20 protein-coding genes are annotated in these 26334 nt (G+C 59.2%); 7 read left to right on the forward strand and 13 right to left on the reverse strand.

Translation table 11 applies throughout. The features are described 5' to 3' along the window. Positions 1–36 precede the first annotated feature (36 nt). On the forward strand, positions 37–1881 hold the full coding sequence (locus tag FTW19_RS19780; protein WP_147649291.1) for a GGDEF domain-containing protein: 1845 nt from the start codon (positions 37–39) through the stop codon (positions 1879–1881). Between the two features lie 184 nt (positions 1882–2065). Here FTW19_RS19780 and aceB read toward each other — a convergent pair whose 3' ends face one another. After that, complete coding sequence (gene aceB, locus FTW19_RS19785; RefSeq protein ID WP_147649292.1) at positions 2066–3670, reverse strand: malate synthase A; 1605 nt, start codon at positions 3668–3670, stop codon at positions 2066–2068. Positions 3671–3772: 102 nt separating this feature from the next. On the opposite strand from aceB, the gene FTW19_RS19790 reads away from it, so the two are divergent. Then, positions 3773–4984 (forward strand): DUF2264 domain-containing protein, encoded by a 1212-nt coding sequence (locus FTW19_RS19790; protein ID WP_246153410.1) that lies wholly within the window; start codon positions 3773–3775, stop codon positions 4982–4984. Positions 4985–5444: 460 nt separating this feature from the next. On the opposite strand, the gene FTW19_RS19795 is transcribed toward FTW19_RS19790, so the two are convergent. The 12 genes from FTW19_RS19795 to FTW19_RS19850 form a co-directional block, all read right to left on the reverse strand. Continuing rightward, entirely contained in the window at positions 5445–5984 is a 540-nt protein-coding gene (locus FTW19_RS19795) for a c-type cytochrome (RefSeq protein ID WP_147649293.1), read from the reverse strand. 8 nt (positions 5985–5992) lie between these two features. Next, on the reverse strand, positions 5993–6781 hold the full coding sequence (locus FTW19_RS19800; RefSeq protein WP_147649294.1) for a 2-keto-4-pentenoate hydratase: 789 nt from the start codon (positions 6779–6781) through the stop codon (positions 5993–5995). Between the two features lie 61 nt (positions 6782–6842). Further along, the gene (locus FTW19_RS19805) at positions 6843–7736 is read right to left on the reverse strand and encodes a uracil-DNA glycosylase (protein ID WP_147649295.1); all 894 of its coding nucleotides are present in this window, start codon (positions 7734–7736) and stop codon (positions 6843–6845) included. Positions 7737–7853: 117 nt separating this feature from the next. After that, positions 7854–8057, reverse strand: coding sequence for a DNA-directed RNA polymerase subunit omega (rpoZ, locus tag FTW19_RS19810; RefSeq protein WP_147649296.1), 204 nt, complete (start codon positions 8055–8057; stop codon positions 7854–7856). 111 nt (positions 8058–8168) lie between these two features. After that, entirely contained in the window at positions 8169–8834 is a 666-nt protein-coding gene (gene gmk, locus FTW19_RS19815) for a guanylate kinase (protein ID WP_147649297.1), read from the reverse strand. 195 nt (positions 8835–9029) lie between these two features. Then, complete coding sequence (locus FTW19_RS19820) at positions 9030–9935, reverse strand: YicC/YloC family endoribonuclease (protein WP_147649298.1); 906 nt, start codon at positions 9933–9935, stop codon at positions 9030–9032. Next, positions 9932–11779 carry an ABC transporter ATP-binding protein gene (locus FTW19_RS19825; RefSeq protein WP_147649299.1) on the reverse strand — a complete coding sequence of 616 codons (1848 nt, stop codon included), beginning with the start codon at positions 11777–11779 and terminating at the stop codon, positions 9932–9934. The genes FTW19_RS19820 and FTW19_RS19825 overlap by 4 nt, the downstream gene beginning before the upstream one ends. An 82-nt stretch (positions 11780–11861) precedes the next feature. After that, positions 11862–12767: an RNase adapter RapZ gene (rapZ, locus tag FTW19_RS19830; protein ID WP_147649300.1), complete on the reverse strand. Its 906-nt coding sequence runs from the start codon at positions 12765–12767 to the stop codon at positions 11862–11864. Between the two features lie 12 nt (positions 12768–12779). Further along, positions 12780–13430: a ribosome hibernation-promoting factor, HPF/YfiA family gene (gene hpf, locus FTW19_RS19835; protein WP_147649301.1), complete on the reverse strand. Its 651-nt coding sequence runs from the start codon at positions 13428–13430 to the stop codon at positions 12780–12782. A gap of 36 nt (positions 13431–13466) precedes the next feature. Continuing rightward, a complete protein-coding gene (gene rpoN, locus FTW19_RS19840) occupies positions 13467–15047 on the reverse strand; it encodes an RNA polymerase factor sigma-54 (RefSeq protein ID WP_147649302.1) in 1581 nt (526 codons plus the stop codon). Positions 15048–15146: 99 nt separating this feature from the next. Continuing rightward, on the reverse strand, positions 15147–15872 hold the full coding sequence (lptB, locus tag FTW19_RS19845) for an LPS export ABC transporter ATP-binding protein (RefSeq protein WP_147649303.1): 726 nt from the start codon (positions 15870–15872) through the stop codon (positions 15147–15149). After that, entirely contained in the window at positions 15872–18049 is a 2178-nt protein-coding gene (locus FTW19_RS19850; protein ID WP_187143067.1) for an LptA/OstA family protein, read from the reverse strand. Before FTW19_RS19850 ends, lptB begins: the two co-directional genes overlap by 1 nt. Before the next feature lie 44 nt (positions 18050–18093). On the opposite strand from FTW19_RS19850, the gene FTW19_RS19855 reads away from it, so the two are divergent. From FTW19_RS19855 to FTW19_RS19875, 5 genes are all read left to right on the forward strand, one after another. Next, positions 18094–18720, forward strand: a complete 627-nt coding sequence (locus FTW19_RS19855; RefSeq protein ID WP_147649305.1) for a hypothetical protein — start codon at positions 18094–18096, stop codon at positions 18718–18720. 112 nt (positions 18721–18832) lie between these two features. Further along, positions 18833–20017, forward strand: a complete 1185-nt coding sequence (locus FTW19_RS19860; RefSeq protein WP_147649306.1) for a GGDEF domain-containing protein — start codon at positions 18833–18835, stop codon at positions 20015–20017. A gap of 58 nt (positions 20018–20075) precedes the next feature. Then, positions 20076–21602, forward strand: coding sequence for an IMP dehydrogenase (gene guaB, locus FTW19_RS19865; protein WP_147649307.1), 1527 nt, complete (start codon positions 20076–20078; stop codon positions 21600–21602). After that, complete coding sequence (locus tag FTW19_RS19870) at positions 21603–22127, forward strand: VanZ family protein (RefSeq protein WP_147649308.1); 525 nt, start codon at positions 21603–21605, stop codon at positions 22125–22127. It begins immediately after the preceding gene. A gap of 614 nt (positions 22128–22741) precedes the next feature. After that, a complete protein-coding gene (locus FTW19_RS19875; RefSeq protein ID WP_147649309.1) occupies positions 22742–26284 on the forward strand; it encodes a TonB-dependent receptor in 3543 nt (1180 codons plus the stop codon). Positions 26285–26334 lie beyond the last annotated feature (50 nt).

A 26334-nucleotide genomic window follows, 5' to 3' on the forward strand; every position in this document is an offset into this window, starting at 1 on the left:
CAATCCGTGTAGATATCAGCCGTCCCTTTCATCCGCATGAACCGATCGGTCTCCGGCACGCTGAGCATTCCCGCACTGCTGATGACGCTCGTCGCCACATTTCTGGCGGCGTGGCTGACTCTCGGCGTCTTTGGACGCAGCGATCAGCTGATTTATCTCTGGCCTCTGACAGGACTGCAGCTTGGCCTGCTGCTGCCCCTATGGCAGCGGGACTGGGCCTCGGTTCTGGCTCGCCAGGCAGCCGGGGCAGCCGGCCTCATTGCTGGCGCTACCGTCGCGGGTCTGCCGCCCGGCATCGCTGTCATGCTTGGCCTCATCAACGCCTGTGAAGTGTTCCTCTGTGGCTGGATCGTAAGTCCGGCAGTTGTGACCTTCGACGACCTTAAGGAACGCACGCATGTTCTACGCTTCGGTATCGCCGCCATCGTTGCTCCAGTCATAATGGGCAGCATCGCCGCCATCCCGGTAGCCCCTGTCACCCACCAGAGCTTCCTACACGTGGCCACGACCTCCGTCCTTTCGGATGCACTTGGCATCGTCATCATCATGCCGGTCGTTCTGTTTCTTACCAGCGGAGAATACAGGACCTTCAAGAAACTGCGGCCTTACCTTCTGCGAGCGATCCTCACCGGAATAGCCTTTGTCGTCACAGCGGTTTACGTATTCTGGCAGAATCAAAATCCGCTTCTTTATATCGTTTTCCCACCCATGGTGATCATGGTGCTGGCGATGGGCCTTGAAGGCGCCGTGTTCTCCGGCGTGGTGCTCACGATCGTGGGCGGCACCGCAACTAGTCTGCATCACGGCCCACTCTGGCTGGCGGTCAATGCCAGCGCCGAGCATCGCATGGTTCTATTACAGCTCTTCCTTATCGTGAGCGTGGTAACAGCGCTTCCGGTAGGCGCGCTGCTGGACGAGCGCCGCCGCGAAGCCCGGTCCGCAGATGAAGCGCGTTCCATCTACCAGACGCTGCTGCAGAACGCCGAGGACACCATCATCCTGTCCTCCTTCGATGGAACACGGCGATACATCTCTCCGGCGATCAAGACGCTCACCGGCTGGACCCCGGCCGAGTTTCTCGCGATGGATCGCATGCAGACCTTCCATCCGGACGACCGTGATATGGCCCGCCTGGTGATGGAGAGCATGGCCAGCGGAAAGCGTCAGCATGTCATCCGTTATCGCATCGCACAGAAAGAGGGGGGTTACCGATGGGTAGAGGCTGTCGCCCGCGCCTACTTCGATGAGACATCAGATACAGTTCTCGGATATGTCGGCACCATCCGCGATATCTCCTCTCTGAAACAGACCGAAGAGATCTGGCAGATGGAGCGCGAGACTCTGACGCGCGAAAAACTGGCCATGGCCAGACTGGCCAATACGGATGCTCTGACCGTTCTGCCCAATCGCCGGGCCTTCGACGATGCTCTGCTGCGTCAATTGAGCCGTGCGGCGGCTGTCTCCGTCATGATGATCGATGTGGATTTTTTCAAGGCCTACAACGATCTATACGGTCATCAGGCCGGCGATGACTGTCTGCGACAGATTGCACAGGCGCTGCAGAGCAAGGTTGGACGTGGAGGCGACGTCGTCGCCCGCCTGGGCGGCGAGGAGTTCGGCGTATTGCTTCCAGGCGCCGATGCAGACGGCGCTCGCCGCGTTGCGGAATCCATGCGGAACGCGATCTGGGAGCTGGATATCCCTCACCAGAGCTCTCCGCTCGGGCGCATCACCATCAGCATCGGCATCGCAAATTGGGCTGATATCCGCGAACATGACACGGCGCTTCTGATTCAACAGGCGGACCGCGCCCTCTATGTCAGCAAGCGCGCTGGTAAAAACCGAGTGACCATCGCCGGTGCCATGCCGGTTGCGGTTTAGGGGCGAATAGGGTGGGAGCTGTGGGCTTTCAGCCCACGGTTTTTCCGGCTCCGTAGATATTGGGCTTCAGCCCTGGGCCTTTGCTCTATCAAGAGCTGAAAAGCTCAGGGCTGAAAGCCCAATTCGCTGTAAGCTCAAGTCAGCGGGCTGAAGCCCGCTGCTCCCACCCTTTATTCCTCATGGCCTACGCAAACGTCTCTTCCCGCAGCACCTGCGTATACGCCGGCAGCGTGAGGAACTCCGGGAACTTCTCTGCCCGGACCAGGTCCCGCATCAGCACTGCAGCTTTGGCATAGGACTCGCTCCGCTCCGTATCCAGCGTCGGCTTCAGCTTCTCCAACTCCTCATCGATGGTCTGCTCGACGAGCTCCGCCGTCACGGCACGGTCGTCGGTCAGCTTTGCGTGATGGTGGATCCACTGCCAGAGCTGCGCGCGGGAGATCTCGGCAGTCGCCGCATCTTCCATCAGGTTGAAGAGCGGCACGCAGCCGATGCCGCGCAGCCAAGCTTCCACGTATCCCAGACCGACGGCTACGTTCTGGCGCAGACCCGCTTCTGTGATCTCTCCTGTCGGAATTTCGAGCAGATCGGCAGCGGTAGCGGTGTACTCCGGCAACTGCTTCGCAATCTGATTCGGCTGCGGCATGATCCGGTTGAAGACCTCAAGCGCAACCGGCACCAGGCCAGGATGCGCCACCCAGGTACCGTCGTGTCCGTCGGTCGCCTCGCGCTCCTTGTCGGCGCGCACCTGCGTCAGGGCCTTCTCGTTCGCGACTGGGTCTGACTTGATCGGAATATAGGCCGACATACCGCCCATGGCATGAATCTGGCGGCGGTGGCAGGTCTTGATGCATAGCTTCGAGTAGCTGCGCATGAAGTGCGTCGTCATCGTCACCTGACCGCGGTCCGGCAACACCACGCTGGTGTCGGCGGCGAGCTTCTTGATGAACGAGAAGATGTAGTCCCAGCGGCCGCAGTTCAGGCCGGCCGAGTGGTCGCGCAGCTCATAGAGAATCTCGTCCATCTCGAAGCTCGCGAGAATGGTCTCGATCAGAACCGTCGCACGGATGGTGCCCTGCGGGACTCCCAGCAGGTCCTGCGCCTTCACGAAGATCTCGTTCCAGAGCCGCGCCTCCAGATGCGACTCCATCTTCGGCAGGTAGAAGTACGGCCCGCTGCCGCGCGCAACCAGCTCCTTGGCATTGTGGAAGAAGTACAGACCGAAGTCGAAGATGGAGCCTGACATCGGCTCACCGTCCACGACGATATGCCGTTCCTCCATATGCCATCCACGCGCGCGGACGAACAGCACTGCTGTCTGCTCATTGAGCTTGTAGCTCTTGCCTGTCTTCGCATCCTCGAAGGTGATGGTACGGCGGATCGCGTCCCGCAGATTAGCCTGGCCATCGAGCAGGTTGTTCCACAGCGGTGTGGACGAGTCCTCAAAATCGGCCATGAAGACCTTCGCGCCGGAGTTCAGCGCGTTGATGATCATCTTCCGGTCAACCGGACCGGTGATCTCGACACGCCGGTCCTGGATATCGGCCGGGATCGGAGCGCAGCGCCAGTCTCCCACGCGAATATGCGCGGTCTCGTGCAGAAAGTCGGGCTTCTCTCCCGCGTCCAGACGAGCCTGGCGCGCAACACGTGCCGCCAGCAGCTCCTTACGGCGCGGATTGAAGGCGCGGTGCAGCTCAACCACGAAGGCAAGTGCCTCAGGAGTGAGGATTTCGGCGTGAGCGGCAGAGACGGGGGCGTTGATCGTGACACCGGCGATGTTCAGACTCATGACTTGGATATAGTACTGCCCCACGAAATATCATGCAGAGCGACGGTATGTGGTCCAACTTCCCGTCACTCAGAAGTTGGGCCACATGCCCAGGGAGACTCGATGGATCGGCGTGAGTTTGTGACAGGTGCAGGACTGGCTCTGGCAGCCGGTATGGCGCGCGGAGAGAAGACAGGAGCAGCCCAACCCACCACCGGAGTCCGGCAGGAGTGGATCGCGATGGTGGAAAAGACCGCCGGTCCCGTACTCACAGCCCTGAGCCAACGCCGCCTGAAACAGGTGATGCCGGTCGAATGCAAGCCGGGCCAGGAGGAGTCGCGCCGCCTTTGCACCTACCTTGAGGCGCTGGGACGCACGCTCTGCGGCATCAGCCCATGGCTCGAGAGCGGCACCTCCGGAAAGTATGCCGAGTTGGCGCGGGAAGCTATCGCTGCCGGCGCCAACTCCGCATCCCCCGACTACATGCCCTTCGGCTCCATCGCACAGACGCTGGTGGATGCCGCGTTCCTCGGCCTGGGCATTCTGCGCGCTCCAAAAGAGCTGAACCAGAAGCTCCCCGAGAAGACGAAGCAACTGCTGATCAAGGGATTGCAACAGACCCGCACCCAGAAAGCGGGCATGAGCAACTGGCTGCTCTTCGCAGCGACTGTTGAAGCCGCGATTGAGGCCTTGGGCGGCTCATGGGAGAAGGCACCGGTGGAGCTGGCGCTCGCAAAACACAAGGAGTGGTACCTCGGTGACGGCGTCTATGGCGACGGCCCCCACTTCCACGCCGACTACTACGACAGCTTCGTCATTCATCCCTTCATGCTGGCTGTCCTGGAAAGCCCTGTCGGCAAGGTCGGTGTCGGGCCAGAGCTCGTCGAGGTCGAGCCCAAGCGCGCCATCCGCTACGCCGCCATTCAGGAACGGATGATCGCCCGTGATGGCACCTGGCCGGTTGTGGGCCGGTCCATCGCGTATCGCTGCGGAGCCTTTCATCTTCTTGCCGACATGGCGCTGAGGCAGCAGCTCCCGGAGCATGTAGTTCCCGCCCAGGTGCGCGGCGCGCTCACGGCCGCCATGCAGGCCTCTCTGGGTGCTCGCGGCACTTACGACTCCAACGGCTGGCTCACGATCGGCCTGGCGGGGCATCAGCCATCACTGGGAGAGCCCTATATCTCCACCGGCAGCCTCTATCTATGCCTGGAGGCCTTTCTGCCGCTTGGCCTGCCCGCAGATGCGCCGTTCTGGAAGGACGCTCCCGCGGACTGGACGGCACGGAGAGTGTGGGCCGGGCAGGATCTGCCGAATGATCATGCGGTGGATATCTAAAGGAGACGATTGCAGGACTGTCTCCGGACATCCTTTACAGATCGTCTCCATACATCCTTTACAGATCGAAACAGGAAGACAATGCCAAGAGCCTCACGACTGTAAACCCCGCCGGTGCGGCGCATCCCGTTTCGCACCATAGGTGCGAACGTCTTGCTTAAGGGGACGGCTTCAGCCGTCCCGCATACAACGCCCAGAGGACAAACGGCTTTCAGCCGCTGAGGTTAGATTTGTCTATCATTTCGGCGCGCACTGGCAGGGCAAAACATAGCCCTCAGCGGCTGAAGCCGCTTTCTCATCAGGGCCGGTACGGGACGGCTTTCAGCCGTCCCCTTAAGCAGAGCATTCGCGCTTACAGCGCGAAATGGTTGTGCTACGCACAACGCTTGAGGTCAGCGTTGTACGAATCATCTTCTTGTCATCCTGAGCATAGCGAAGGACCTGCTTGCGCTTTTTGTCTCTACCTTGCAATCGGCTTCGACACAGCCTCTTCCGCCGCGGCGGGAAGCGGTTTATCCGCCTTGGAGAGCAGTAACGAAACCTGCCAGAGCTGAGTATCGTTCAATAGCTTCTGATAGGAGGGCATTCCCGTCAGCCTGATACCGTTCTTCACCCGCCAGTAGGTCATGCCCGGCTCGTCATCGCTGACGCCCACTACGCCGTTTTTGTGCTTCTGCCAAAGCTGCGGTGTCTGCGGATACATCGATGCCCCAAATGCCGATGGATGCCCCTTCATACCGTGGCACGAGGCGCACTGCTCGCGATAGATATTTGCTCCGGCTACCAGGTTCTCATCGCTTGCAGGAATTGGCGGCTGCTTAGGCATCTCTGCTTCGATACGAGCATGAAGCGGCACACGGACGACCTGCTTTTCGAAGGGAAAGGCGTCATCGGCAACCGCCACCGGAGGACGTCCGAAAACGAAGTATACGTAGGCGATTGCAGGCAGCACGAGAAGGCCGGCTGCGATTCCGAGAATGAAAACGATGGCGGAGCGCATATAGGAAGCTAGCTTGCGAAAGAAAGCTTAACTGATCCTGAACTCGTAAATCGAACCGCCGCCTCTGCTCCTGGCGTTGTGGGCGTATTTCCGGTCCATGATCCGGTCGTGATCCACTGCCCGGCACGGATGCCGCCGGTGCGCTTCGCTCCTTCATTCACCACCCACGAGAGCAGACGCATCAGGTCCGTGCCGCCAGGGTTCGATCCCGTACGCTCGACGCGGATCACCCCATCCACTACCAGTTCGACCGATTCCTGCGCCCAGTCGACGCTCTGCCAGTTCTCGATCGCCGGCCCGTGTACAAAGGCGCCGTGGAACTGCATGTCCGCAGAGACGGCCAGCCGGGGGTGCTTCCCAGGCTCGGTATACGCCGACTCCAGCACCTCGATGATGACGTGCGCGGACGAGATCGCCGCAGCAATCTCTTCGTTCGTGTAACGCTCCGCGCGCGCCGGAAGATCCTTGGCGAAGTGGAAGGCGATCTCGCCCTCGAGGATCCGCAGGCGATGCATCGGATTGATCAGGGTCGATCCGGACGCAGCCATCCAGATGAGCGGCATGGGAGCAAAGAACGGCTCGGCATCCGGGGAAGCCGCGCCTACCTTGTAGCCGCCTACATCACCGTAGGCCGCCATCATCTCGTCCTGCACAAAGTATGCCTCCTCCATGGAAGACGGGACAAGATGATCCGGCAGTGCATCGATCGTCTTGCCTGTGCGGCGGGCGTCCAGCAACAGGTCGGCCAGTGAACGAAGGTGCGACTCGCGCTCCGCGGTGAGGGTGTTCTGCGACATAGCGTCTCTTTCTCCTTAACTACTGCTTCGCGCTCCTTAACTACTGCTTCGCGCTCCTGAACTACTGTTTTTCGGGAGGCTTCAGCCCCAACTCCCGCATCACCATCTGCAAATCCTTCCAGGCCTCACCCTTCATCCGGGGATCGCGCAACAGAAAGGCTGGATGGTAGGTCACAGCCACCTTGGCTCCGCGCGCCTGGTGCCAGGTACCGCGCAGACCGGCAAGCGCCTGCTTCCGGCCCAGCAGATATGTTGCCGCTGTAGAGCCGAGAGCCACAATCACCTTAGGCTGTACGACATCGATCTGTTTGATCAGGAACTGCGAACAGGTGGTGGCTTCCACGTACTCCGGAGTACGGTTTGCCGGCGGACGGCACTTCACGATATTGGCGATGTAAACCTGCTCACGCTTTATACCCATCGCCGTGATCATGTTGTTGAGCAACTGCCCGGCCTTGCCCACAAAGGGCAGCCCCTGTGCATCTTCATCAGCTCCGGGACCTTCCCCGACAAACATGAGCGTGGCGTTCGGGTCACCGTCGGCAAAGACGATCTTGCGGCGTCCGCCATAGGCAAGTGGACAGCGGGTGCAGTCGCCGATCTCATCCTGGATCAGCTTCATCGCAGCCGGGCGATCGGCGGCGGGAACCGTCGTCGTCGGCAAAGGAACAAGTTCATCAAAGGAATACAGCTTAGGAATGGGAGGCTCTCTCAGCTCCGGCGGCAGCATCTGCGCCGGTTGTGGCTCGCGGTCATCGATCTCCGGCGCAGTCACAGCCGTCACCGGGACCGGTGTTGGTACGGGAGCGGGAGGCATAAGCTGCTCGATAACCGCAGAGGCATGTTGCGTCTGCGGAGCCGGCTCGCTCCAACGATAGAACTCGTGTACGCCAAGGTCGCGGAAGTACGCGACATAGGCCCGCAGCCGCGCGGCGGCCTCAGGCGTGTAAGTCATACAACGATCTTAGAGCGTTTTCCCTGTTGCTGGGTATCCCGTCAGGGGCATGCAGCGGCGTTTTCATTGCGGAAAACGCCATGGATGCGGAAGCCCTAGACCTACAGAGAAAATGCTCTAAAGCACAGACTCGATGTCGGGCTTCAACTCGGTTTTGGGAACGACAAACTTTACCTGCCCGGAGAGAATCTCGTCCTGGGCAACACGGCATGCCTTCATCGATTTAGACGCGATCAGAGGGGCTGCACCCGACTGCAGTTGACGCGCACGGCGCGCCGCTCCCTTAACCAGGCTGTACTTATTGACGAGCTTTGGATCCATTGCTTGCCTCCGTATGCAAGCAATGTACCCGCTCGCATCGGAGTCGCCAAGCATGAATTTACGCTGTGGATTTTCGAGGTCGAATTCGGGAATGAAAGTACGAGAGGCGAACTAATCCCTGGCAAAGCTGTGGAGCGAATGGCTCAGCCGCTCCGACATCGCCGAGGTGCGGCACGACTGTGCCAGCTCACGCAGATAGCGTCCTTCTTCCCCACGCTCGGTCATGACGACCGCCTTCAGCTCCGTCACCGCCTGGTCCAGCACGTCATTCACCACGGCGTATTTGTACTTCTCCAGAAACTGCAGTTCGTTCCGTGCCTCAGTCAGCCGCCGCTGAATCACCGTCTCGTCGCTCATGTTTTCGGCCAGCGACCGGTTACGCAGCCGCATCTCAAGCACCTGCGGGCTCGGCGGCAGGATGAAGATGGAGATTGCGTCCGGCATCTTCTGCATCACCTGCATCGCTCCCTGCACGTCGATATCAAGCAGCAGGTCGTGGTTGTGCTGCCGTGCCTGATCCAGCGCCGAACGCGCCGTGCCGTAGTAGTTGCCGAAGACCTCGGCCCACTCCAGGAATTCATCACGGGCGATCATCGCCTCAAAGTTTTCACGCGTGGTGAAGTGATACGCCTCGCCATCCACCTCAGAACCGCGCGGCGCGCGGGTGGTGTAGGAGACCGAAAATTCAAGCCCGGCCACAAGCGAGCGGACACCGGCCACAAGAGTCGACTTACCCGAGCCGGAAGGCGCGGAGATGATGAAGAGAATGCCTGCCATCAGAAGAAATGTTTCTTTTGGAAAGTGTACATAACACGGTGCCTTCTATGTTTCGCAAGGAAACGAGCTGGTAGAAAAGCAGATTTCTCCGTTCCCTGCGGTCGCTCCGAAATGACAAAAAGGGAGTACCGGCTATCCCAACTAGCAACTAGCAACCAGCAACCAGGAACTAGCAACTGGGCGGCACAGCCGCCCTTATTCCAGGTTCTGTACCTGTTCCCTTGCCTTTTCGATCACCGTCTTGAGCTCCAGGCCAAGCTCGGTGATCCTGAGGCCATTTGCCGTGTTGGCTCCGCTGGTCTTGGAGAGCAGCGTATTTGATTCCCGGTTCAGTTCCTGCAGCAGGAAGTCGAGTTTCTTCCCCAATTCTCCACCGGCGGCGAGCAGGCCACGGAAGTGGTCGACGTGGGTCTTCAGCCGGACGATCTCCTCTTCCACGTCACTGCGTTCGGCCATGATCGCGGCCTCGGAGAGCAGACGCTCTTCGCTGATACTGACGCCTTCGGTCAGCTCCGCAATCCGGGTCCGGATACGCTCGTAGTAGCTGGCGCGCACGTCGACCCGCAGCGTGTTCACTTCGTCTGCAACAGCCCCGATACGCACCATGCAGGTATCGAGCTCGGCCACGAGCGCCGCACCCTCCTGGGCCCGCATTGACCGCAGCGAGGCAATCAGCGGTTCCACCTCCTGCAGCACAGCCGCCTCAATCTGCTCCGGCCTCAGCTCAGAATCTTCGCCATCCGAGCTGAACACTCCGGGCATGCGCAGAATGCTGGAGAGGTCCGGTTCGCCGGACAGGCTATTCTCCTCCGCCGCCCGACGATACGCGTCGACATACGCGGCCACAGCGGTACGGTCATACTGCAGTGTGCGCTGCCGCTGGCGATCGAGCTGCAGTGTTACCTCGACATGGCCGCGGCGCAACTGCTCCTTGAGCAGCTTGCGAAGCTGCATCTCCAGCGCATCGCAACCGGCGGGAAGGCGCATATGCAGATCGAGGAAACGGTGGTTGACACTCTTCAGCGAGAGCGTAAATCCAACGCCCTCAGCCACACTGCCTTGAATACGGGCAAACCCCGTCATCGAATATGCAAGACTCATGCGGTCCCTTCCGCAACAGTTTCAACAGCCCGGTCATTGACGAACTGCAGGTCATACAGCCGCTTGTACGTGCCGGAGAGCTGTAGCAGCTCCTCGTGCGACCCAATCTCGGTAATCTGCCCTTGCTCGATCACTGCGATGCGGTCGGCGCGGCGAACCGTGCTCAACCGATGCGCAATCACAAATACTGTACGTCCCTGCATCAGGTTGGCCAGGGCGGCCTGCACCAGGGACTCGCTCTCCGTATCCAGCGCCGAGGTCGCCTCGTCCAGAATCAGGATCGGCGCATTCTTGAGCAGAGCTCGCGCAATCGCCAGACGCTGGCGTTCCCCACCGGAGAGACGCGCGCCCTTTTCGCCGATCATGGTGTCGTAACCGTTCGGCAACCGCTCAATGAAATCGTGCGCCAGAGCCGCCTTCGCAGCCTCCTGTACCCGGGCTAACGGCACATCGGGCTGGCCATACGCGATGTTGTTGCGCACCGTGTCATTGAACAGAACGATTTCCTGCGTCACCTTGCCGATCAGCTTGCGCAACGATGCGATGGTGACGTCGCGCAGATCGTGACCATCGACTGAGATCGCCCCTTCGGTCACATCGAAGAAGCGCGGGATCAGATTCACCAGTGTCGACTTGCCGGCGCCGCTGGGGCCGACAAAGGCGATCACCTCGCCACGCCTCACATCCAGATTGATGTCCCGCAGCACCTGCTTCTGCTCATGATCAACCTCATACGCAAAGCCGACGTGTTCAAACCGGATTTCGTTCTGGAAGCCCTGTAGGGGAAGTGCCTTCTTCTTCTCGATCACATCATCCTGAGCGTCCATGAATCGGAATATCTCATCACTGGCGCCGAGTGCCTGCTGAAAGCTGTTGTAGAACAGGGCAAACTTGCGCACCGGGTCATACAACGTGAATACGGCCACCAGAAACGAGATGAATGATCCGGCCGTCATCTCATGCCTCAGAATGCGATCACGCCCAAATAACAACAGCAGCGCAATAGCGACCGACCCAATGGCGTCCATTAGCGGGGAGCTAATCGCCTGCACGCTCACGCTCTTCAGATTGGCGCTGAAGAGACGGCGCGCCGCCTTGCGGAAGCGGTTCATCTCCCATAGCTCCATGCCGAAGGCCTTCACGATGCGGTTGCCGGTGATGGTCTCGTGCAGGATGTTCTGAATCTCGGCCAGCTTGTCCTGGCCCTTCCGAGTAGTGCTCCGAACACTGCGACCAATGCGCCGCGCCGACGAGATCACCACCGGCACAAACAACAGGAGCACCCAGCTCAGCCTGCCACCCATCAGAACCACGACCACCGCCGTCCACAATAATGTGAAGAACTGCTGCAGCAGTTCACTCAACACCGACGACATCGCAACCTGAACTTTTTCGATGTCGTTGATCAGCGTCGAAAGCAGCGTACCCGTCGTGTGCCGCTGAAAGAACGCGACCGAGCGGCGAAGGACGGCGTTATAGAGGTCGTTGCGCAGATCGGTGATCATGCCGAAGCCGGCGTAGTTCACCAGATAGGTCCCGAAGTAATCGCAGATGCTCTTCACGAGCGCCGAACACACCAGAGCATAGGCCACCACCGTCCAGGCATGGTGAAAGTGATTCGGTACAAACCATTGCAGATTGAGCGTCAGGTTCCAGAACGGAATGTGGAAGACCAGAACGTCCCGCGAGAGCGCATCCGGTCGCAACACATTGTCGAAGATCGGCTTGACCAGAAGAATGCGGAAGGCCGCCATTGCCCCGACGATCGCCATCAGCACGACCGAGGCCAGCGAGTAAAGCATGTATGGCCGCGCGTATAGCAGCAACCTCCAGATGCGCCTCAAATGCGCACCCCCAGACCGAAGTTGGTGATGGGAGACATCGGTCTTATTCTAATCAGCCCCAAAAGGACTTGCTCTTGGCCGGTCAACGCGGCATGTCCCTGTGTCCGGTCTTGACCCGATAGCCCGCAGCCTCCAGCCGCTTTTTCATCTCTTCGGCGATTGCGACCGACCGATGCTGGCCACCGGTACATCCAAAGGCGATGGTCAGGTAGCTCTTGCCTTCCTTGACGTAGAACGGCAGCAGAAACTTCATCAGATCGGTGGTCTTGTCCAGGAACTCCTTCGTCTGCGGGAAGCGCTTCACGTAGCGCGCCACCTTCGGGTTCAGCCCGGTTTCCTTGCGGAACTCGGGGATGAAGTGCGGATTCGGCAGGAAACGCACATCGAAGACGAGGTCAGCCTCCGGCGGTACACCATTCTTGAAGCCGAAGCTGATGGAGCTTACCAGCAGGTTCTGATCGGTATCTCCACGGTCGAACTGCTGGTTAATATGGGTTCGCAGCTCGTGGACATTGAACTTGGTGGTGTCCAGAATGACATCGGCCACATTCCGGATGGGATCGAGCCGCTTCCGCTCCCGCTGGATCGACTGCAACACCGTATCGTTCCGTCCCAGCGGATGCGGCCGGCGCGTCTCGCTGAACCGGCGCAACAGTACCTCGTCGGTCGCCTCCAGGAAGACAACTCTGGTATCCAGTACTTTGCGGACTTCTTTCAGGATTGCGGGAAATGCGTCGAGCTTCATGCCCTCGCGCACATCCACCACGAGAGCGGCACGATCGATCTCGTGCGACTGCCGCACCAGGTCGGCAAACCTGGGGACCAGTTCCAGCGGCAGGTTGTCGACCGAGTAGAACCCAAGGTCCTCAAATGCCTTCAGAGCACTGAGTTTGCCGGAACCGGACAAGCCCGTCAGAATGACGAGCCTGTCCTTTCCATCCGATTTCTTCTTTGGGGATGCCGCCCGCGTCGTACCCTTCTTTGGCATGCAGAGATGCTACTACGCCGGCGTCTCAATCAGCTCCATCTTGCCGTCACGCATACGATGCAGCACCAACAACTGCCCCGTCCGGTTACGGAAGATAAAGATGTCCTTATCGCGGTAGTGTGCTTCCTTCAGCGCCTCCTCCAGGGTCATAGGGCGCATCGCCACCGAATCCAGCGAGCGAATGATGTGTGGCTCCGGCAGGCTGGCCATCTGCGGGAAGCTATGCGCTATCACGGCCACCTTGCCGTTGGCGTGGCCGTTCAGCTTCGACTTTCGGGCGGCCGGCATTGCGGAGACCTTGTCCGTCGCGGCGCGGGCTTCGTCACCGCTCAGCCGGACGGTGCCCGCCGTCAGCTTATCTCCCTGGGGGTGGCGTTTCCGTGTCACGATAGTCTTCTTCTGCTTCAAGACCTGCTTCTCGATCTTGTCCAGAGCGTCGCGCAACGCGATCTCCGCTTCCGGTGAGATGCACAAGGCTGCGATGTCTTTCAGCTTGGTCTTCAAGGTGATTTCCACGCTGCAGCGGTACTTTTCGCAGTTTAAAAAGATGTGGACTTTGGCTGTATCGTCGACCAGCTTTTCAATCCGCTTCAAACCCTCTTCAGCCAGGGCCTTCAGCTTCTTGGTAACAACGACCTTTCGTGCGGTGTATTCCACGTGCATATTGGGCACCTCTTTCTAAGGTCTGGTTAGACGCGATTAGCGTACTCTGCGTTTATGGGTACTGGGAATCTGCATTTCTTCCCGGTACTTTGCAACGGTGCGACGAGTAATCTGAATTCCCTGGCGCTGCAGTTCGGCGGCCAGGTAGTCGTCCGTATAAGGTTGGCGCGGGTCCTCATCTTCAATCAGCTTCTTTACCTTCCGTTTGAGCAGTACGAGTGGAAGGTCGCCACCTTCAGGCCCATTCACTCCTTCCGAGAAAAAGAAACGAAGCTCGTATACGCCCTGCGGCGTATGGACATATTTATTCGACACCGCACGGCTGACCGTAGAGGGATGTACGCCGATCTCCTCGGCAACCTCCTTGATCATCATCGGCCGCAGACCGTCGATGCCCTTCTCAAGAAAATCATGCTGCCGGCGCACGATTGCCTCGCAGGTACGCACGATCGTATTCTTCCGCTGTTCGATATTCCGCAATAGCTGGATCGCCGAACGATACCGCTCCTTCACGTACTCCTTCAGGTCACGGTCGGCATCCTTCTGGTGCATCATGCGGCGATAGCCCGCATTCAACCGCAGCGCCGGCATATCCTCCTCATTCATCACCACCACGTACTCATCGCCGCGCTTTACGAAAGCGACATCGGGTTCAATCAGCCGCGTCTCCGCATTGTTGTAGCGCTGGCCTGGACGAGGATCGAGCGAGCGGATAACGTCCACCGCCTCCTGCACCGTCTCCGGCGACTGCGCGCACTCCTTCACCAGCTCGCGCATATCCTTCTTCTGCAGCAGAGCCAGATGTTGCTGCACGATCGCATCGGCGATCCGCATGACACAACTACGGTGCTCTGCCGCCAGCTTCTCGACATCCTCGACCCGACGATCGATCTCGACGGAGAAGTCGTCCTCATGCTCTTTCTGAGCCCGGTACGAGGCACGCCGCTCGGCAGCCGCCTCGGCCTCGCGTTCGCGCGCGGCGAGCTGCATCAGCAGGCATTCCTTAAGATCACGCGCTCCCACACCGGCTGGGTCAAGTGTCCCGATCACCTTGTGGGCTTCTTCCAGCGCCGCCTCTGGATGCTCAATCCCCTGCTCTCGTAAAGCCGTGGCGAGCTCTTCGTCGGTGGCGACTAAATACCCGTTCTCATCCAGATTGCCGATCATCAGCTCCGCGGCCGACCGCACCTCGTCTGGCAGATGGACGGAGCCGAGCTGCCACAGCAGATGGTCCGTCAGTGTGCTTGGCTTGGAAAGGAAGTTCTCGAAGGAAGGCTTGTCCAGCTCCTCACCGCCCAGATTGCCCGTTCGGAAACCAGGGTCCAGATACTCCTGGAAGTAGCTGCCGAAATCAATCTCTTCGAAGGGGTCCTTCTCCTCCTTGACGGCAGTTTCTTCGGCGGTCCGCTCGCGGTCGCCCTCGCGTCCGGCGAGCTCTTCGAAGGAGGGGTCGTTGCTCTCGATCTCCTCAAGAACAGGGTTCTCGACGATCTCAGTGTTGATCATCTCCCTGAGCTCAAGCTTGTTCAGCGCCAATACGCTGACCATCTGCATCAGGCCAGGCGTCAACACCTGGCGTTGGGAGATCTTTACGTTGAGCTTGGGTTGGAGGAGCACTCTTTGTTACTGGATCCCTTCTTTATCTCCGCGGCAGGGTCTCTCCGACCGTGTGCCGTAGTCTACACCCGCATGCAGGCTTGTAAAGTGGGGGTTGTACTACAACGAAAACCCCTCTCCCAAATAGATGCGCTTGACCTCCGGATCGCGTCCAAGTTCACCTGGAGTTCCCTCCCGGAAGATTTTGCCCTCATTAATGATGTAAGCGCGGTCGGTGACACTCAGCGTCTCCCGGACGTTATGGTCGGTGATCAAAACTCCGATCCCGCTGGTCTTCAGGTCAAAGATGATCTCCTGCAGATCCAGCACCGCGATCGGATCGATTCCCGAAAACGGCTCATCCAGAAGGATGAAAGCCGGCTGGATACACAGGCAGCGGGCGATCTCCACGCGGCGGCGCAGACCGCCGGAGAGCGCATACCCCTGGGTCTTACGGACTGGGCCCAGATTGAGCTGCTCGATCAGCTTTTCCTGACGCGTCCGCCGTGTCTCGGGCGAGAGCTGTTGCGCCTCCAGAACCGCCATGATGTTCTCTTCGACCGAGAGCTTGCGGAAGACCGAAGGTTCCTGTGGCAGATAGCTGATGCCGAACTTCCGGGCCCGCATATACATGGGAACCCGGCTGATATCGACGCCATCTGAGAGCACCCGGCCGATATCGGGCCGCACCAGGCCCACCATCATGTAGAAACTTGTCGTCTTGCCCGCCCCATTGGGGCCCAATAGGCCGACGACCTCGCCCTGGCTGACGTGCAGGCTGACCCCGCGTACTACTGGCCGGCCGCCATAGCTCTTTCCGATCTCATCTGTTGACAGCCTGCGCATTACTTCACCTGCGTTTCGGTACGCACACGCCGGTCGCTCGCGCCCGATACAACCACGCTACCATCCGCTGCGTGGAAGCTCAATTCCGTCCCGGTGATCGTCCCCTGTTGCGGATCCACCACTTTAGGAGATCCGGTAAGAACGGCCAGTCCATCGGCCGCCGTATAGACCAACTGGCCGCCCGTACCCCGGCGCTGTCCCTGGTCGATCACAACCTCTTCTTTGGCGACTACCCGCTCCACGTTGCCGCTGAAATCAGCCGTTTTTGCTTTGGAGGCAGAAAGAAAGACTGTCGCCTGCCGCGCGCTGACAGTGCCGTCGGCGCTCTCCATCCGAACAGGTCCGGCAAACTCCACCTGGTGTTGGGCTTCGCTGAAGCTCATCTGACGGGCTGTAATGCGATAGACCGCCGAGGGACGCTTCGGAGTAGCCGCCGAGACCAGTACCGCTCGCACCATGCCATTGCCTGCCGCGGCCAAAGCCGTATGCTTCCCACGGTCGAGCGTGATCGCGGGTGCCTCGACCTGGGAGTTCGACTGCCACAGACGGGCCGGGCGGGCTCCACCGGTGAAGATCGCCAGTTCGTCCTGAGGTCTCCACTCAGCGCGGTCCGCGATTACGTGCATGGGGTCGTTGCCGCGGGCATAGGTCGCTTTCACATTGCCAATGGCCCAGGATTGCTGCGTCTGACGCTGCATCTGGATCCGTTCCGCCTCTACACTTCCGTCTCCGTCACTGACACGGGGATGCCCTGTCAGCTCAACCAGGCCGTCCTGCTTCAACACCGCCTGATCGCCCGTCGCCCTGCTCTGACGAGGCTGTCCCTTCACCACGCTGGCCTGCGTCACGGTTACGCCGCCGGACATCGTGCCCGATTCCACCTCATTGGCGGCATTCAGTGCAACATCGATGCGATCGGAAGCACCGGTCTGGGTGACACCCTTCGCTGAGGCCGATTCCATGCGGGCATGCCCCTCACCATGGACCTGCGACGCACGAGGCCGCCGGTCGCCGACAAACTGCGCCGTCAGCAGATCCGCCTGGAAGTGGCTGCGCGCTCCATCGGCAACGCTCAACACATTGGCATCTCCCTCAGCCACCGCTGAGCGCAGCACGGGATTCTTCTCCACCTGCTCGAAGTGGAGGTCAACCTTGGCGGCACGCAGGTCCCGCGAGGTCCGCTTCCCCTCCGCATCTGTCAGGTGCACGCCTCCAGTCAGGTGGGCTACCTTTGCCACGCCACCTGCTCCGAACTCCACCAGAGCCTCGGACGCATCGCCGCGCGAAATCCGTTCGGCAGTGTTCTGCTCCGTGTGCACTGCCCCCTGAAGCCGAACCCGTTCCGGTTCACTGCGGGCACTCAGCCATGTCTCGCTGCGCTGCGCCGTCAGCAGGCGCCCATCGTCGGAGGTGACCTTTAGCCCTCCGGAGGTTTCAATCCGCTCGGCCGAACCATCCCGGCGAAGATGCACGGTTGCCTCAGCGGCTTCTCCGACGGAGCCGCCCTGCACCATCCGAGTCTGCTTCAGTTGCGCAACCTGTCCCTTGCGGTCAAGCTGAGCCCAACCGGCGAACATCTGGATCTGGCGGCCCTTCGCCTCGGTTGTAGCCTCCACGGCGGAGTGCAAGACCAACAGTCCGGTATCGGTGCTGTAGTCGGCGCCCGTGGCGTGACCGCTTACTCCCTTGGCGGCAAATTCGATTGGTTTCTCAGTGGCGGCAAGGCCCAGCTTCTGCAGAAAGACCAGACCGCTGGTCTTCACATGTACGGCCGCCTGCTCTTCCTTCCCTTCCGGAGTGTCCAGGTCGAGATGAACTTCGCCGTCTGCCTGGATGACGCCGTTGGTCTGGTCGTAGATGAACTCGTTGCTGCTGATGCGGTCGATCCGGGAGCCGTCATGCACGATAATTTTGACGTCGTGCAGCGTCACCTTGCCGTCGGTGCGCTGAATCATCTTCGACGCATGTACGGTAAAGAGTGTTCGGCCCTTGACGCTCTGGGAGTAGGTGAACCCATTCGTCGACTGCTTGATATCGACACCGAGCTTCGCCGGTAGCCTCTTCAAAAAACTTCCCGTCCGATACCGCGCATAGCCAATGAAGCCGGCCACCAGCAAGAGCAGCGCGCCCGCACCGATCAGCAGCCACATCCGCAATCGCTCAACCGTTATCCGCATTCCGTGCCACATCTATTCTCTCACCGGCCTACAATGAAGCCTGCATGAGCGATCAACTCTACCTTTCCCTCTGGTTTCCCAACTTCCGGCTGGAAGCGTTGCCCGCCGCTCTGATCAGCGTCTTGCAGCAGTTCGCCCGCATCTCCGGCGACAGCCGTGTCTCCGCGGCATCCGCTATTCCCATTGACTGGACCGAGGCACCCGTCTATCAGCGCATCTATGTCAATGACGAGGAGGCGCAGGAGAGCGATGACTCCAAGATCGAAAATGCCGTCCGAGAGGCCACCGAACAGCTCCACGACGACACCGCCTACGAGTTCGAGATGAAGTGGCAGCTCTGGCTGCCGGAGTCCGTCGAGGGGTTCGACACCACCTGGCGGCTACAGCCTCATACCGTCAAGGTCATCGGCCTCGGTCCGGAGTTCGACTCCGGCGCCTACGACCAGAACGGCCATATCCGCATCGACTTCGGCCTCGACACACCCTGGGTCCTCGAAGACGAGGAACTGGACAAGACCGCCGGGCAAAAGATCCAGCAGAACGTGGAGAAGCTTCTGGCCTTCACTCTGTCGGTTGAGAAACATAGCGGCATCTCCAGCCGCCTGCTCTGGACCGAATCCGGAGAGCCGCTGGCCGAAAAGCTGGTCGCCAGCCTGCAACGGCTGAACTAAGGCGTCCTCAGTTCCCCGGCTTTCCCTCCAAGCCCCATGGACATCAGGCGACCTGCTAAGTTAGTGCATAACAACGTCTCCGTACCGTAGTCACCCTTCCCTAAGGAGCGACATGGCTACCCCTCCGGCCAAATTGGCCAGTACGCCTGTTTCGCGGCGCACCACGGTCACCTACGTCACCGCCCTGCTACTCATTGCGGCTCTGTCGATCAGTTCCCACCTGCTGACCAACACCATCATCCAGCGCCAGTCTGCAACGGCCGGCACCGTGAATATGGCGGGAAGGCAACGCATGCTGGCTCAACGCATCTTCCGCATCTCCCTGCAGATGGCCGATGGATCGGAAGACTTTGTTCAAGCGCGGGTTGAGCTGATTAATGCCATTACCCAGATGGAACGGGAACGTGACAATCTGCTGCACGGATCCGTCTCTCCGCGAATTCTCCCTCCTGCCACTCCGCGGCTGCAGACCATCTACTTCGACGGGCAAGACTCTCTCGAACATCTCGGCGACCAGTTCCTCGACCACGCCAAGCATTTCGCTGCAACCAGGCATGAAGGAGTTAGCCTCGGCAACGAAGACCTTAACGCAATTGGTTTCCTGTTGCAGCAGAAACTTTTGCCCGCGCTGGAGATGGCGGTTACCGCCTATCAGGCGGACAGCGAAGAGGCCATCCAGCGGCTGAACCACACCATGCTGCTTCTGCTCTGCTTCATGTTGCTCTTGCTACTCACTGAGGCGCTTTTCATCTATCAGCCGCTCTTCCACCGGCTTAAAGTTTCCTACGATGCCCTTATCACCGCCGCACGCACTGACCCGCTGACTGGCTCGCTGAACCGTCGTGCCTTTCTGGAGGAGTGCGCCAAGATCTTTCAACGGTTCCGGCGCACCGGTTCTCCCATTGCCATGCTGGCGCTGGATCTTGACCACTTCAAATCCATCAACGACACCTGGGGCCATGCCACCGGAGACCGCGTCATCCTCGAATTCGTCGGAGCCACCCTGAGCTGCCTTCGTCCGCACGATCGTATGGGCCGACTCGGAGGAGAAGAGTTTTCCATTCTTCTTCCCAACACTCATCCCGAGACCGCCCTCGAACTCGCCGAGTCCATCCGCTCCACCGTAGCCTCTCTCCCGATCACCGCCGAGACTGGAGAAGAGCTTCATTTTTCCGTTTCTATCGGCATTGCAGCTTCCCTGCCGGGAGACGGCGACATCTTTGCCGTGCTCGCTCGCGCCGACCGTAACCTATACATAGCCAAGGAACAAGGCCGCAATCGCACTGCCATGGCATAGGTAAGGGCGGGGCACCAAGCACACCCGTTTTGCACAACTGCACTACAATCTCAAGAACATGATCGCTTCACCCGTACCTGAGGCACTTACCTTCGATGACGTCCTGCTTGTTCCTGCGTACTCCGACGTTGTCCCCACGCAGGTTTCCACGCAGACCCGGCTTACCGCCAACATCACGCTGAATATTCCGCTGATGTCGGCCGCAATGGACACCGTCACCGAGTCCCGTCTGGCCATTGCCATGGCCCAGCAGGGCGGCATGGGCGTTGTCCACCGCAATCTAACCATTGACGCCCAGGCAAGCGAGATCGATAAGGTCAAGCGCTCCGAGTCCGGCATGATCGTTGACCCGGTAACCATCGGACCCGATCAGCCGATTGCGGACGCCCTTGATGTGATGCGGCGTTACAAGATCTCCGGCGTTCCGGTCACGCGCAACCGCAAGCTGGTCGGCATCCTGACCAACCGCGACCTCCGCTTCGTCTCCCGTACCGATCTCCGCATCGACGAGGTGATGACCAAGAACAACCTCATCACCGTCCCGGTCGGCACTACCCTGGAGCAGGCTGAACAGATCCTCCATCAACATCGCGTGGAGAAGCTTCTGGTGGTCAACGACGCCTATGAGCTAAAAGGCCTGATCACCGTCAAAGACATCCAGAAGAAGTTGAAGTATCCCAACGCCTGCAAGGACGACCAGGGCCGTCTACGTGTCGCCGGAGCCATCGGCGCCACGGGTGACTTTCTGGAGCGTGCGGCTGAGCTGATCAAGGCCCGCGTCGACGCTCTCGCCATCGACTCTGCCCACGGCCACTCCAGCCGCGTTCTGGAAGCTGTCGCTGAGTGCAAGAAGCGCTTCCCCAACGTTGATCTCATCGCCGGCAACATTGCCACCTACGAAGGCTGCGCTGCTCTCATCGAAGCCGGCGCCGACGCCGTCAAAGTCGGCATTGGACCTGGCTCCATCTGCACCACCCGCATGGTAACCGGCGCAGGTATGCCCCAGATCACCGCAATCTCGGAGGCCTACCGCGCCGCCGATGAGCGCGGCATCTCCGTCATCGCTGACGGCGGCATCAAGTACTCCGGTGATATCACCAAGGCCATCGCCGCCGGCGCCTCCATCGTCATGATGGGTTCGCTCTTCGCCGGCGTGGACGAGTCCCCGGGTGAGACCATCCTTTACCAAGGCCGCAGCTTCAAGGCCTACCGCGGCATGGGCTCGCTCTCTGCGATGGCGCAGGGATCGGGCGAACGTTACTTCCAAGGCAAAGACGACATGAAGGACGGGTCGGCGGCAGAACGGCAGTCGATCACCGCTCCGGAGCCGACAAACTCTAACCGCCTGGCCAAGTTCGTTCCGGAAGGCATCGAAGGCCGCGTACCGCATCGCGGACCGCTGGAGAACATGGTTTACCAGCTCGTCGGCGGCCTGCGCTCGGGCATGGGCTACCTGGGCTGCGGCACGATTCCGGATCTGCAGAAGAACGGCCGCTTCATTCGCATCTCCGGCGCCGGTTTGCGCGAGTCGCACGTTCACGATGTCATCATCACGCGCGAAGCGCCCAACTATCACGTCGAATAAATGGGCGTCTTCCGCAAAAGACCTTCCAACCTGGAATCACGCACCGGTGTGCGCTGGCTCCTCTATGCCTGGCTTCCGGCCATCATCATGGTCGCTGCCATCATCACGGAGTCCACGCACACGTTCTCGGCCGCCAACACCGATGGCATGTTCAGGCCGGTCTGGGAAGCCATCTTCGGTAAAGTGGATAACCTCCGCTGGCAGGAGATTCACCACTACATCCGCAAGACCGGTCACTTTACCGGATATGGCCTGCTCTGCATCACCAGCCTGCGTGCCTGGCTGCTGACCTTTGCCCGCACTCTGCGGCACATGCCTATCGGCGCTTGGCGTGCGCGCTCCGCACTCATGGCGATCTGCACGACAGTCTTTGTCGCATCCAGCGATGAGTTACACCAGTACTTCATGCCAGATCGAACCGGAACTATCGTCGATGTCGGCCTCGACACGTTTGGCGGCCTGTGTTTCCTCGGCGTGATTGCGCTGTTGTTCTGGCGCAGGGGTTCTGCTCGCTCCAGCAACTAGGCTTATCATTTCTAAGGCAGGTTGGAGAACCCGTGGGAGCGGCGGGCTTCAGCCGGCCTCAGCCCGCCGATAAAAGGATAAAAGTCGATATACCGTAGGCTAAAAGCCCACGCCTTTACCCCAGCCAGCGAGCTGGCCAGGGCCCCCTATGTTCCCACCTCATTCGAGCTGCGCTCGAACATCCCACCCATCGCGATGCGATGGATGGGGCACCCAGAGTATGGGCTAGCCATTTTCCCTGTGGCTGGGTATCCCGGAAGAGGAGTGCACCGGCGTTTTCATTTCGGAAAACGCCCATAGATGCGGAAGCCCCACTCTACACCTACAGGGAAAATGGGCTAACGTTTGTGACAGTTCTACACGCCCTCTAGCGAAAGTAATCAACTTCACATCTTTGGACATAGGTCATTTGCCTGTGGCGCGGCCACTGCCGTAAAGCGCACACTCAGCGCAAAATTCAACGCACCAATATGCGTGCGGAAAGTACTTGATTTGTCTGTCACATACAGTCATTCCGGATCAAATCATCGGCTTGAGCACGTTGGCCAGATGGTTGTTGGAGGTGCAACGAAACTACCTGGCCTTTGAAAGCAATTTCTCCGAGGTCAAAGACGATGAAAAAACTAATCAAAACAGTTCAGCTTGCCTGTTCGATTTTGTTGTTTTCCTGCGGTGCCCTGCTAGCACAGACGATCACAGCCAGCGTAAATGGAACAGTAACCGATCCAACCGGAGCAGTCGTTGTCAATGCCACAGTAATGGCCGTCAACGTCGACACCGGTGTGACAACACCCACCACCACGAACCACGAAGGAATCTACGCCATTCGCTTTCTGCAGATTGGGAACTATCAGATAAAGGTCGAATCTGCCGGCTTCGCGACTACCACATTCGGTCCATTCGTCCTTGAAACCGGACAGAACGCCAAAGTTGATATGAAATTGCTGCTGGCCAGCCAGGCACAAAACGTCGAGGTCACCTCAGAGGTTGTGCCGCTGATTAATACGGAGACTCCCACGCTTGCTACAACTCTCGACACGCGAGCCATTGAGAATATCCCGCTGGTAAGCCGCAATCTTGTTGCTCTCACCATGTTTCTACCGGGCGCCGTCAGCACAAATCCAAATGGCTTCGTAAACCAGGCCGGAGTCTCCGGTCCTATCAGCTCGAACCAAAGCGTATCGGTGAATGGAAACCGGCAGCAGACGAATCAATATCTGCTGGATGGCATGAATATCAACCAGACGCTGGACGATATTCCCGGCTATAACCCGAGCGTCGACGCCATCGGCCAGGTGCAAGTGATCTCTGCCAACGCACCCGCCGAGTATGGCAATGTGCTTGGCGGCGACATCCTGTATCAAACCAAGAGCGGCACCAATCAATGGCATGGAAGCGCGTTCTACTACTTGTCGAACTTCAACCTGAACGCGAACACATGGGCCAACAAACACGGCACGACAATCATTCCCAAGACGTCCTTTACCCGCAATATCTTCGGTGGGACATTCGGCGGCCCAATCTTCCATGACAGGCTCTTCTTCTTCGCGGACTACCAGGGCGGACGGTACCACTCCGGCGGTATTGGAACGGCAACGGTCCTTACCACGAAGATGAGACAGGGTGACTTCTCCGAGCTTCTGGATCGCAGCCTTATGTGTTCCGGCGACACCGGCGGCGTGTGCACTTCCAACGCTCGTTTGATTCAGCTCTACGATGCGACCGCGAGCGGCTCCCCCGCATACGCGAACAACAAGGTCTCCATCCTGAACCCGGCTGCCGTCTATCTGTTCGCGCATCCGGAGGTATATCCGCTGCCTAATCGCACGCCGGATAGAAGCAATACGCCGGCACGCAATAACTATCAGGGCCCAACCAAGAACCGGAACTATGGCAATCAATTCGATATCAAAGTCGACTGGAAGGCCACGGAGAAAGACACTCTCTCCGTACGGTTCAGCAAAGCCGAGCAGGGACAGACCACAACCAATGTTCTGCCGGTCAGCTTCGCCAGCGCTCCGACCTTCCCAGTCCGCGGCGTTGCGATCAATGAGGTCCATACCCTCAATTCCTCGATGGTGAACGAGTTCCGCGCTGGTTATACCCGCATTCAAAACAACGGCGCTGTGCTGCTGGACCCGACCGGAGTCTTCGGACTCAATGGCGACAAGATCCTCAGCATCGGATCGAATAATGCCGTCTCTCAGGCGTTCGCCGGTTTCTCTGCGCTCGCTATGAGCGATTCGGCCAGCCCACAAGGCTTCCGGGCCTCCAACGGTACGGAGTACACCACTCTCGGTAACGCAAATCTCGGCACCAATTACACGCTGAACACGTTTCTCTATGGCGACAACTTCACCTTGCTCAAGAACCGCCACACCATCAAATTCGGTGTGCAGTTCCTTCGTCAGCAGCAGAACAACTTCTATCCGGGCAACGATGGTTCTCTGGGCGGATTTTACTATCTCGGCCCCGGTACAGCCAGTCCGAATGGCAACCCCAATGGATACAGCACCGGATATACAGCGGCTGATTTTGTGCTGAACCGCGCCGGCTTCATCAGCAAAGGCGGAGTCGCCGGCCCAGTCGGAATGCGCTCGTGGCGCGACGCCTATTTCGCTCAGGATGACTGGAAGGTCACTCCAAGGCTCACACTGAACCTGGGCGTACGGTACGAGTATGTTCAACCAATCTATGAAGTCCATCACAAGATGTCGACGATCGATCCGGGGAATCCAGCGGTCATTCTGATCGACGGCAGCGCACAGGCCAGGGCAGCAGGCTATGGCCGTGGACTTGTCGATCCTTACTACGGCAGCATCATGCCCCGCATCGGTTTTGCGTATTCAGCGACTCCGAAGCTCGTCCTCCGCGGTGGATATGGGTTGCAGAACTACATGGAAGGCACCGGTGCGAACCTGCGTATGACGACAAACCTTCCCTTCCAGGCGACCTATCAGGCCACCGGCGTACAGGCAAGCCCCAGTGGGACTGGCAGCTTCTTCCTTGTACAAAATGGATTCGGCAGCGGCACGGCCAGCTCCAACGTTTACAACGTCTGGAACAAGAAGATAAAGCCGGCATTCATTGGCATCTACAACCTGACCCTGGAGTATCAGCTCAACAACACGGCTTCGGTCCAGGTTGGCTATGTTGGTGAAGCCGGACAGCACCTGGTGACGGCCAATCAGCGGAACCAGCTTCACAATCCCTGCGTTATCAACGGAATTGTTCAAGCCGTGACCGCTACTCCATCGGCAACCTGCCTGGCGCAAGCGCCGGCTCCGTTCTATGCGACACCCGGTGTGGGCTACAACGGTGTGATCCGCTACACCGACTCCAACGCCATGATGAACTACAACGCCATGCAGACCAGCTTCCGCCAGCGTGAATGGCATGGCCTGCAATACACGGTCAACTACACCTGGAGCCATGGCAATACCAACAGCACCGGCTTCTATGGTGTTCCCAGCATCACCGCAGCCAGCGCGTATGCACAGAACGTCTACGATCTCCATTCGGAATACGGCCCCATCGGGCAGGACGTCCGCCATGCAGTCAACTGGAACATGGTCTACGATCTTCCCCTGGGACGTAAGCGCCTGTTCGGCGCCAACATGCCGTTGATCGTAGACGAACTGATCGGCGGCTGGAAGATCGGCATGACGGGTGTTACCTACAGCGGCTTTCCCGTCAACATAAATACCTCGAACAACACTTCCGGCGTGAACGGAAACTCGTTACGTGCAAATCACTATCGAGCGCTCAAGATCGTCAACCGCTCCATCAACAACTGGTTTGGCACCGATCCTTCCGCAAAGCCTTGTGGCACCAAGACGGACTCGGTAACAAAGATCGTTACCATCGACGACAACGGCTTATGCGCATATGGCCAGCCGGCGCCTGGCCTCTTCGGCACCGCTCGTCCCACCTCAGAACGCGCACCCGGCTTCCAGACTTACGGCGCTTCCGTCACTAAGGACTTCACGATCTGGCGTGAGCAACAGGTTAACTTCCGCGCCGATGCGGATAACGTCTTCAACAGCGCGTACCTCAGTAATCCCACCAGCAACGTGACATCTTCCACCTTCGGTCAGATCACCGCAGTACGTTCCGGCCCGAGACAACTGCAACTCTCCGTCAAGTACCACTTCTAGAACGCAGGCGACCTGCCTCATCCGAGGCAGGTCGCTTTCAACCAAAAACG

The sequence above is a fragment of the Terriglobus albidus genome, from assembly GCF_008000815.1.
In the GTDB taxonomy this organism is placed as follows: Bacteria; Acidobacteriota; Terriglobia; order Terriglobales; family Acidobacteriaceae; genus Terriglobus; species Terriglobus albidus_A.